This is a genomic window from Weeksella sp. HMSC059D05 (assembly GCF_001809725.1).
GTDB classification, from domain to species: domain Bacteria; phylum Bacteroidota; class Bacteroidia; order Flavobacteriales; family Weeksellaceae; genus Weeksella; species Weeksella virosa.
In genome coordinates this window covers 262,178-272,207 of the sequence record NZ_KV798535.1, presented here as the reverse complement: position 1 = coordinate 272,207, position 10,030 = coordinate 262,178, and the positions used below count along the sequence as shown (strand labels likewise).

The following is a 10,030-nucleotide window of genomic DNA, read 5'->3' as shown; positions in this document are numbered from 1 at the left end:
TGAACTGTTGGAAAAACGGGGAACTTACAAGCCCTGCGACCATACCTCCAATCACCACACCCTCGAAGAAATTACCACCAGAGAGAGCAGAACCTACACCACCACTTAATGCTCCAAAGGTAACCATTCCTGCAGTACTTTCAGCAAATTGACTAAGATTTACAGATTTCATAACATCACCAAAAGCAGCTGTGCCTAAGCTACCTAATGCACTTGATATGCTAATTTCTATTGACATACCAATAGTAAATAATATTTGCAATAGTTAATATAAAACAAATAACTATTACATATCTTAATGATTTTAATTTTTTGAAATATTGAATAGAATAATCTAAGTTAACATACTTATAATCAGTTGTTTTAAAATCTCTGAGTAAAACTTCTTCAATATTATAGTTAGGATACTCATTATTTGATCGTATTGGTACAATACTTATATATTTAGTAATATTTGATTCATTGACTACTTCTGCAATTAGTTGGTTTGCTTTGAAGTAGTAAGATTTAAATTTTGACACGATAAAATCATTATTCGGTTTTGTTGAAATATCAGATCCTTTTGCAATTAAATAAACCCCAGACATATCATTTTCTTCTATTATTGGACCAGTATTACCTAAGTCGGAATCTCCAAACTTAATTTTAAGTGTTGGTGGGATTTTAGTAGCTAAAAAGCCTTTACCAATTCCATAATAATACGTTTGAGTATCTGTTAATAGAAATGCTATACCTATTATTAAAGTGATGAAAAGTCTTGTTCTCATTTATTTTGTTTTTATATTATCACCTTTAGGATATCCTGGATTTTTATATGAAATTTTGAATTCCCAAGGAACATAATTGTAAATCGTCAGCAAAAAGTGGACATTATATTTATCTTTTATATATTGAAATTTTTTTTCAATATATAATTCACCATTCACCATTTAAGAAAACAGACTCTTTAAAAATATCAATTTTTCTAATTAAAGGAAATACCAAGTTTTATTAAATCACTTTTCAAGAATTGTATAAATTTTTTTATATGCATATCCTCTCCTAAAAAATCCTCAACGATACATTCACTCACCTTTTTTGAATTTCTAAATATATAGTATTCTAACTGATCAAATGATAAATAAAACTCAAAATTTAAATCATTATATTTAAATTTTATTTCTAATTGATTATTAGGAAGGTCTTCATAAACGCCTCTAACACCTATTCCTTCTGTACAGTCAAAAGTTAAATTATTTACTTCAATTTCTATAAATAGTTCTGTAATTTTTTTCAATGATAATTCTTGTATGTTTGCTATTTTACATTTTACATTATCAAGTATGTAGATTGAATCTATTTTCCCCATTTTCCTAAATCAATATTGAACCAATGTTTTTTACTATTTCCCCACGTTACTCTAAATACCTTTCTAGTACCTGGATTAGCATTAATGTTATTTGCTTTTGAAATACCAACTCTTAAGTAACGACCTTTATTTAGATTTGGAGCATGAGTTTTAATCAAGTTTCCAGTAGCATTTGCAAGAGGTACTTTCATATTATTTACCCCAAGTTTTAATAAAGAATAACCACCTTTAACTAATGATTTTCCGCCTATAATATCTACTTCTATTAGATTTGGACTTACAGGTTCCCACTTATACCCATAAGTTCTATCACCATAAGAAGGACGAACTTCAGATGGTTGAAAAATAACCTCTCTACTTTCTACAATCTGTTCATTTTCGTACAAATAATCTATAGTATCTCCTCCTTCTGTATTTATCTGTCTATAATTTCCATTTTCATCTCTTTCATATCCATTGTCAGGAGATTCTTTATGCATCGCATCATTGAGTCCTGCGACGACACCGCCAATAAGCGCGCCCTCAAAGAAATTACCACCCGATAAGGCAGAACCTACACCACCGCTAATGGAATCCAATTATTAATAATTCTCATTCTCTAATATTTGATTACACTTTCTTTCTTTTCTTAAAAGTTTCCAAAGATTATTTTGCTCTTTTCTAAAGAAATAAAAATATGTTTCGCCACATTCTAAACCACAAATCTTTGTGATTATTAAAAGATTAATATTGTTTTTTTATGTTGAACTCATATAATATTAGATTAAAAGTTAATATTACGTATTAAGAATATCAAAACTATAAAAGCAAAACTATAAATCATACCACGATAAAATATTTTTTTAGAGGTACATATGAATAAAATAAATGATAACGAGCAAAAGAAAGATAACAAGAATACTGTAACATTTAGTCCATAAAATAATCTATAACTTTGAGTAAAAAAATTACTTTGTGATTGTACAGCCAAATATGATTCTCTTATATATTGAAAATTAAAAACATCTTCATAAAAAAGAAAGAGAAAAATAATCGATAAACAAAAAATAATTGCACTCAATATAAGTTTCATTGTTTAATATTTTACTGTTAATGGTATAATTTCTTGAAATTTAAAACTTCTTAAGGCTTTGAAAAATACGCTACTTTTAGGTCCTAAATCAATACACCCTGCTGAACCATAAACATCGCCTCCATGAATAGTAAAACCAGATCTCCCATATATAATTGTATTAGAATCAGGTGTAATCCATACTCTTTCCTTCCCCCAAGATCTAGTTCCTCCAGGAAATGATTCTCCTCCTAAAAAACCTTTTATATAACTTTTTAACCCCTAGTTTTCAAAAAGTTGAATTTTATTTGGGTCTATTGAGTCTCTTTTGTTTAATACAGGAGTTAATTTAATTGGTATAAAATTAGATTTTATTTCACCTCTGAAAATTTTGAATCCTTTTCTTTTGAATTCGTTTAGTTCCTTTTGAATAGAAGTATTATCAAAACTTATATTATTGAAGATTATCCCAACATTTGTAGAGTTTACGTCATAGAGCTTTATATAGTTATTTATATTTTCAAATTCACCTTCTCTTTGCACAAACATGCAATCAACATGGTAAATGGGTAAACTGATTCTGGTTGCCAGTTGTATTTTGCTGAATGGATTGAGAACTAAAAATTTAGCTTTGTCGTCTGTTAAACTCCAACAATCTTTCCTTTTTCTTATTTCTGGGATAGGAATCACCTCTATATTCTCCTCTTTTTCTGTATAGAATATTAGACCTAAAGACAAATTACGATATACTTTTATATGTTCTGAACCGTTAAGATATTGATCATAGTTTGTAACATTGAAATAAGAATCATCTATATATAAAACGATTGTTTCATTGGAATGATTAATAATTTCGTACTGTACAATTTGATCATAAGATTCAAAAAAATTGGGATTATAATTCAAATATTCATTCAGAATATTAATTGATAATTGATTCTTGTTCAACTTTTTGTTATAAGTTGAACAAGAAATTAAGGCATTAAAAATGCCTAAAGTTAAAAAATATTTAATAGCCCCATTCATTGTACCAATTTAATGCTTTATTATTTTGTTCTATTCTTTTTAATCTTGAAACAATTTGTCCGTAATTTACAGAAATATCCTTATGATAAATCAAACCACTTCCAATAGTTAAAGCAAGTTCTCTAATTGTGGAAAAGGCAGGGTCAGATAATATAATTGTACCAGGGAATACATAACCATTACCGATACCCATACCTAGATTAAAAGATAGTTTATCACCACTCCCTCTAAGAATTAATAAGTCTCCTCTTTTTGTGTTATTATCAAAAGATCCGAATTTTACATTCCATTTTTTTTTTACAGATTTAAGTAATTCATTCAAAACCTCTACTTTAGAGGTTAATGTTTTTACAAATTGATCTGATTTTTCGGCTTCTAAATTTGGATTCAACTCAGCATCAATAATGTCTCTATCTATTTTTGCTTCTAAATTTTTAAGTTGTTTTTTATAAATCTCTTTATGCAACGCATGATTTAGCCCCGCGACGACACCGCCAATAAGCGCGCCCTCAAAGAAATTACCACCCGATAAGGCAGAACCTACACCACCGCTAATGGCACCAAAGCTCACCATACCAACGGTACTCTGTGCAAATTGAGATAAGTTGGCTGCATTCATGGTACTGGTCCAAGCAGCTGCACCCAAACTACCTAAAGCACCAGCAATAAAAGCTTGAGAAAAATTACCACCTTGCGCCAAAGACATGACACCTTGTGCTACGGCATGCGTACCGGCTTTTACCAAGCCTAAAACACCTGCATTATTAAGAGCATCTCCAATTGCAGTAAACGCACCAGTTCCTGCACTGGAGAATACACTGCCTATACCAAACGTTACCGCCCCGGATATTGCACCCCACATAGTGGACTTTAGAGCAGCCTTTAACTGCCATTTACCTCCGTTTATTGCGACACTTATAGAATAAGTCGATAGTCCAATAGTAGCTCCAATAATTATAGCCTTCCAAACTGTAGCTCCAATACCTAAAAAAACAAAAAACTCACCATTAGGGTCATTGAATAACAAAGGGTTGTTGAATACATAGCCGTATTTGTTATAATTTTGTGTATTGGTTGGGTCTTGTATGTTTTCGTCAGCATTTAAGAAACGTCTTAATATAGAATCATATAGTCTACCGTTCATGTGGATAATACCTAACTCTAAGAAATGTTCGTGGCTTGTATATCCACGGTCAATCAACATGTCTTTGGCTAACTGTAATATAGTATTTGGGTCTGTAACAATGGGGTTACTTCCTATTTTAAGATGCGTAAAATTACCCCAAGCATCATAATGTCTTTGTTCTACTTTAGTTCCAACAGCATTTGTTATTGCTAAGATACTTCCTAAATAATCTTTATGTAAAAAATGATAAGAAGCTGTAGTTTGAGCAAAATCTTTTACTAACATGATGTTAGCCTCGTAAGGTGATCCACCTATGTATAAAACGTGTTTTTCTTGCCCTGTTTGGTGATCTATCACTACCTCAAAACTTCCTGTTTCATCGTATAGTTTTGTGAATTGCCCATCAGTGGTTTGCGAAAAGTTACCTCCGTAGGTTACTTTTTGTCGCATATTGGTTAATCCATACGAAAATACAGCATCACCTTTTACGCCTTCTATATAGATAGGGTCATTATTCTCATTGTAGCTGATTTGCTGTATAAGGTCTTGACGATAATAATTATTCCCTTCGTTGTTCAGTTCTACTTCTGATGGTTGATAGATTTTACCAGATGCAGGGAACGATATTTTACCTAATTGGTTATTTTCTATTATTCTCCCTTTTTCATCATAAACATTGAAGTGCATTAATCCATTTGTAGGATTTGTCCAGTTCGTCAAACGATTATTTTGGTCGTAAGTAAAAACTTCGTTAATGTTAAAATCACCATTCCGTTGTCTAGTGTTTAATTCATTTTTGAGAGCATTAAATGAATATGACATGTCTAGTACAGTATTACCACCAGTATTTAGTCCATTTGATAAATGTTTAGTAGATGTTAAAAAGTTATTAGCATCAAAAGTATTGGTAATTGATGTTCTGCCTAATTTAGATTTTAGAACCTGTCCACCAGCTAAAGTTTCGTCTAGTTGCCATAGAATGTCACCTGTATTTTTATCTTTAACCTGGTATAAGGCTCCACTCCATGGATGGTAAACATTTTCTATGTTAGCTTCTGTCGTAACACCATTTGACACTAATGATTTTTGAAAAGAAGTTATACGACCATGCTGGTCAAATACAATTCCTTTTTGGGAAAACACTCTTCCATTACTTGTCTCTACACTTGTAGCAAGTCTACCGTTTGCATCATAGGTAAGATTAGTAGTATACGTTTCATTTGTACCTTTTGCGTTTTTTACTGTACCAGTTTTTCGAGTTAAAACTCCTTTTGTATTATACGTGAAGTTTATGTTTTTATTGGTACTAGCATCATTTGCTATTTCTTTTTGATTGATTAATTGTCCTTTTGCGTTGTAGGTAAATGTTTTATGACCTTTAGGACTTTCAATTTTTATGATATCACCAAAACCGTTGTAAAAATATTTATACAAGCCATTTGATGGATCATGAAATTCTGATTTTCGTCCCCAGTGATCATATTTAGTAGTTACAATATTATTACCATACGTAGCAGATATTTGTTGTCCTACCGCATTGTATTTATACGTTATTGTTCCTCCTGGGTCGGTAGTTTTTATTACATTTCCTAAAGCATCAGTTTCTTGGGTTGTGGTTCTATTGTATCCATTTTCTTCTTTTGTGGTTGTCACTAAACCATTAATAGAGGTTGATACTATTTTTCCAGTAAAAGATGTGGCTGTTATTTTTGCGGGGTAAACACTGTCATCATAGACAATGGTGTTGTATTTAATAGTTTCGCCATTATAATAAGGTTCACTTTCTCTTATTTTCCGACCAATTGCATCGTAATGAACTTCCTTATTAACAATTGAATTCGTGTTAAACCCTTTGGTTTCTACTTTATATTGTTGTTGGTATTTGTTAGTAAAAGTTTTTTTGTAATTACCGATAGGATCATTTTCTGTGACAATAATATTTCCATTAGAATCTTTTTCATAACTATAACTTGTGGTTCCAGTTAAATTATGATGTGATGTAATTAATTTCCCCCAATTGTCATAGGTATTGGTTGTTTTGTTACCATACGTATCGGTTTCTGTTAACAATTGTCCCCAATCATTAAAAGTAAAATTAGTTGAGATGTTTAGATTGTCTGTTGCTCGTATAACAAATCTTCCACGTGCATCATAACTTGATTTTGTGGTTTTAGTTAGACCATCTTCATTATTTGAGATTGTTTTTTGAATTACATTTCCAAAACCATCGTATACAAAGTTTTCTATTATATAATATTCTGCATTTCGATCTTCTTTTTCGATTTTAGTCAACAGATTATTTGTGTAATAAAAAAATTCTTCATTTCTTATAATATTACCATAAGCGCTAACACTTGTTACTTGACCACTTGGTCTTCCTATATAATAATCTCGTCCAACACCATTTGGATTGTTTGAATAATAGAAATTATTGGTGGTCACACCATATCCATTGTTTACGTTTGTAACCGATTTAGTAGGTAAATAATATTGGTTGTATTCGAATGTTTCTACTGTATTTACCTTTGTCAAATTGTCTAATGTTGTTACTTTTTTAGGAACAATTGCGCTTATTAGATTAGGTGTGGGCAAAGTTGGCTTTTCTGTAAGCTTATTTCCTCCATCATAGTATTCTTTTAAATATTCAGTAGTATTTAATGATAATAAATCACGGTTTGATGTAGAAAAGTCAGAAGTAAAAATTTTATTAACATCATTATTTGTTTTTATAGTCCAAATTTTAACATCATTACCATCTAGATTAGGATCTCTTTCTATTACAGACCAGACTTTTGTATTTTCGAACCCATTGGTGTACCAAGAAGAACGAGCCATTTGTCTAAAACCTAGCGAACCTTTTCCTTGTAAATGAACCATCATGCCTCTGTACAAGAAATCTTGTTTTTTATTATCTTGTTGTAGTTGAGCTATAACATAGTTTTTTGGCATGCGTTGAGGATCAAAATAAGGATAAGTCAAGGATTCACTTTTGTAGAAAGTGTTATCGCTACTGGCATCTAGAGGTTTATAGACAGCTTTTGTTATGATACCTCCTTGTGTGATGCTATTCATACGACGAATGGGGGCTAAATCATTATAACCACCTACTTTGATGTAAATAAAAGATTCACAATCATATTTTCCGCAATCATCAGGCTTACCTAGAACTACCAACTCCCCTTCGATATGTGAGATGCTAAAAGGCACAACCATATTATCAAAATTATGCGACTTTTGTGAAATAAGGTTGAATGTTAGTGAATGGTTTGAGGATTCAATCGTTGAATATACAGAAGTTAATACTTGGGTATGTTCTTGATCGTAGTGATTTCGCCATTCATGATTTTTAACTATAATTTTATTAACTACTAATTCACTTCGACCATCATTGTTTAGGTCTAATGTTTTATACTCATAGTGCGTTCCTGTATGGAAAACACATGTACTTTCAGGAAAACGATTATGTTTCCCAACATCAGTCGCAACATATTCTTTAGAAAAATAAGTTAAATTTGACTTGAGTTCAGCGGGTTCAAATCCTTTTCCATTAGATAAAAACAAAAACCAATCAGATTTTTTATCTTCTTTAGGAACCAGTAAATCAGTTTTTCCATCTCCATTAAAATCTCCAGCGACAGCATTGGAAACGATTCCATCAAGATGCCCAATTACAGGATTGAATGAACTAGAAGTCATATATCTAGTGGAATTATTATTTGATTTTTTGAAGAATGCTAGATTAGCTTTTTTAGTATTGTTGTTTATTTTTAAATAATCTGTAATTCCATCTCCGTCGAAATCACCTTCTATATATTCATTTAATAAATTATTGTATGCTTGACCAATATTGAGATTGACATCTTCATTTATATTTAAAACATATGTAGATTTATAATCTGTGCATAAAGGTCCTTGTATATTTACACCTCCTATACCTATACCTCCAGGACCTTCAATTGTATTACCGTATTGAGTTTCACAAGTTATGGTTTTTACTTGCAACATTAATTCCGATAAACTGTTTCCGTCAACATCAATTGAGCCTAAAGAGTCTAAATAGGAATTGTATGTAGTGTATAAATTGACCATTCCTGGCTCAATAGGAACAGTAGGGTCTCCAAATTCCCCACTCATATCATAATGGGATGCAGATAAAACCTTTTTGAATTCTAATTTTAATTGATTTGTAACATTATCTAAAGTGTACACATAGATATCTAAATCTCTTTTATTGTAACCGTTCGCTGGAACTTGATCTAACAAAACAATAGACGTTTTAGGAATTACATTGTTATCTAGAGATTTTATTGATCCTGTAGTAGCTAATTTTAGATTAACGGTGTTTAAATTACTTAAATTTCCAATTAAAACTTTCTGAGGATTGCTTGTTTTAAAAACACTTTTATATAAGTAAATGTTTTTATTATCATTTATAATTAAATCTAATTCCCCATCTCCATCAAAATCTCCGTATAATTCACCCTTTTTATTGTCATGGTTAGCATCTTTAATATTGGTTGTTTTCCATGTTTTGGATTCTAAATCTTGATATGAAAATTCGATCGGATTAGCTATTTCATTTTGAGCATTGAACTCTTTAATCGTCTTTATATATTGATAATTTGTATATGGATACTCTCCATATTCTATAGCATATTTTTTAAATTGCTTATTTACAGCGTTTACTGTTACAGAACTCAGTATTTTATTTTGTATTAATTTAATGCCTTGTCCATTTCCATTCAAAATTGTAGTTTCTGGAAGTTTACGAGTGTCATAAACAAACACAATAGAGTTAAAATGTGCTTTACCCAATGATTCATTTCCTCCCCAACTAATTTTACTTATTAAAGAAACATTATTACTTTGCGTGTAAGTATAGGTAATGTAATTGCTTTGTGCATCAATCCACTTTACGATATTATATTCTACAGGAGTTCTAGCAGTACTTTCTCCTGATGCAGTGGCACCATACCAAGCTTGTGAACCGTCTTCGAAAGTAACTTCAAAGTATTCTGGTCCTTGCCAATTTTTTCCAGTTATTGTACCGTGTGACTTGATTAAAGCATTTGAAAAATTCTCGGTGGTATATAGAGCTCCGTCTTTACCATATTCTCCAGATTTTAGAATCAATCTTTGTCCATTAAATTGGTAAAAATCAGAATAGGACAAATCAAATGATTTTGATTCTCCGTCTTTTTCTAAATTTTTTCCAGTTCTTGATATATTGGTCAATCCAGATAAATTCCAACCATAACCAGCGATTCCATTAGCAGAATTACTGGTGTATACCAAATTAATTTGTGGAGCAACTTTTTTAATACCTGGAGGTAGAGCGATAGGAAGTGTGAAATTTAATTGTCCACCTCCATCTACTTCAATATTTCCAGTCGTATCATGAAAAGTTTGTTGGGCAGAAACATTGCTTAAATACAAAACAAAAGCAAGTAAGAAAATAAAATATTTTCTCATAATAATA

General features: G+C 31.0%; 5 protein-coding genes and 1 pseudogene. All 6 read right to left on the bottom strand.

Features of this window, described 5'->3' with window-relative positions:
- A pseudogene (locus HMPREF2660_RS05975) lies at positions 1-238 on the bottom strand (hypothetical protein); the annotation flags it as partial.
- Positions 222-767 carry a hypothetical protein gene (locus HMPREF2660_RS05970; RefSeq protein WP_070486102.1) on the bottom strand — a complete coding sequence of 182 codons (546 nt, stop codon included), beginning with the start codon at positions 765-767 and terminating at the stop codon, positions 222-224. The gene HMPREF2660_RS05970 and the pseudogene HMPREF2660_RS05975, both read right to left, overlap by 17 nt.
- A gap of 197 nt (positions 768-964) precedes the next feature.
- Entirely contained in the window at positions 965-1,348 is a 384-nt protein-coding gene (locus HMPREF2660_RS05965; RefSeq protein ID WP_070486100.1) for a hypothetical protein, read from the bottom strand.
- Positions 1,336-1,926 (bottom strand): hypothetical protein, encoded by a 591-nt coding sequence (locus HMPREF2660_RS05960; RefSeq protein ID WP_070486098.1) that lies wholly within the window; start codon positions 1,924-1,926, stop codon positions 1,336-1,338. Before HMPREF2660_RS05960 ends, HMPREF2660_RS05965 begins: the two co-directional genes overlap by 13 nt.
- A 755-nt stretch (positions 1,927-2,681) precedes the next feature.
- The gene (locus HMPREF2660_RS05955; RefSeq protein ID WP_068597634.1) at positions 2,682-3,425 is read right to left on the bottom strand and encodes a hypothetical protein; all 744 of its coding nucleotides are present in this window, start codon (positions 3,423-3,425) and stop codon (positions 2,682-2,684) included.
- Positions 3,409-10,023, bottom strand: coding sequence for an RHS repeat-associated core domain-containing protein (locus HMPREF2660_RS05950; protein ID WP_070486096.1), 6,615 nt, complete (start codon positions 10,021-10,023; stop codon positions 3,409-3,411). The genes HMPREF2660_RS05955 and HMPREF2660_RS05950 overlap by 17 nt, the downstream gene beginning before the upstream one ends.
- Positions 10,024-10,030: the final 7 nt, after the last annotated feature.

What these genes read in the sequence shown, in the direction of transcription:
- HMPREF2660_RS05965 (WP_070486100.1), bottom strand. Translation starts at nt 1,348, where the DNA reads ATGGGGAAAATAGATTCAATCTACATACTTGATAATGTAAAATGTAAA.
- HMPREF2660_RS05970 (WP_070486102.1), bottom strand. Translation starts at nt 767, where the DNA reads ATGAGAACAAGACTTTTCATCACTTTAATAATAGGTATAGCATTTCTA.
- HMPREF2660_RS05950 (WP_070486096.1), bottom strand. Translation starts at nt 10,023, where the DNA reads ATGAGAAAATATTTTATTTTCTTACTTGCTTTTGTTTTGTATTTAAGC.
- HMPREF2660_RS05955 (WP_068597634.1), bottom strand. Translation starts at nt 3,425, where the DNA reads ATGAATGGGGCTATTAAATATTTTTTAACTTTAGGCATTTTTAATGCC.